The sequence below is a fragment of the Eubacterium sp. 1001713B170207_170306_E7 genome (assembly GCF_015547515.1).
Classification (GTDB): Bacteria; Bacillota; Clostridia; order Eubacteriales; family Eubacteriaceae; genus Eubacterium.
Genome location: NZ_JADMVE010000009.1, coordinates 1 through 830, shown reverse-complemented (window position 1 = coordinate 830; position 830 = coordinate 1). Strand labels below are relative to the sequence as shown.

General features: G+C 61.8%; 1 protein-coding gene. It reads left to right on the top strand.

Annotation, left to right across the window (positions count from 1 at the left end; all coding sequences use genetic code 11):
- A partial coding sequence (locus tag I2B62_RS17860) for a hypothetical protein (protein WP_207736065.1) occupies positions 1-830 on the top strand: 830 nt, incomplete at both ends.

The following is an 830-nucleotide window of genomic DNA, read 5'->3' as shown; positions in this document are numbered from 1 at the left end:
GTCAGAAGGCAAAAAGCTGGCCGAGATAACCGTGACCGAGGGGCAGCCAGCCCAGGCTGCCATTGACAAAAACAACGTAAACTACCCAAATGCAGGCACGGCTACCCTCACGGCGGTCTACAGCGGCAGCAGCAGTCTGAACGGCACACAGGAAAGCACCACGCTGACCGTGGGCAAAGCGAACGGCACAGCCAGCGTCACCCTGGACGGCTGGGCCTACGGCCAGACACCAGCAGACCCTGTGGCAGAAAGCGCTACCAATATCGGCGTGGAACCCGTTTTTGAATATAAAGTCAAGGACGCGGCCGACACCACCTACACCAGTGACAAGCCCACCCTGCCCGGTGCTTATACCGTGCGCGCCATCTTTGGCGAGACCGCCAATTACAAGGCTGTCACCGCCACCGCCGAATTCACCATCGCGATGGGCAGCTACACCGATCTTACCTTTGAGAATAAAACCGTTACCTATAACGGCCAGCCCCAGCGCCTGACCGTGGCCGGTACCCTGCCCCAGGGCACCACCGTGACCTACGCGCCCGAAAGCGCCACCGACGCGGGCAGCTATCTGGTCACCGCCACCATCAGCGGCCAAGGCTATGTCGACAGGACCCTGACCGCCACCCTCAGCATCGAAGCCGCCACCCCAGTGGTCACCATCACCCCGGCCGCCGGACAGGACATCCTCGTCGGCCAGCCCGTCACCCTTGACGTGGCCGTGGCAGGCATCCGCAGCGAAACCGTGACCGGCAACGTGTCATTGAACGGCGAAACCAAAGCCCTTAAAAATGGTCAGGCCGCCTTTACCTACACCCCGGCCGACGATCAGC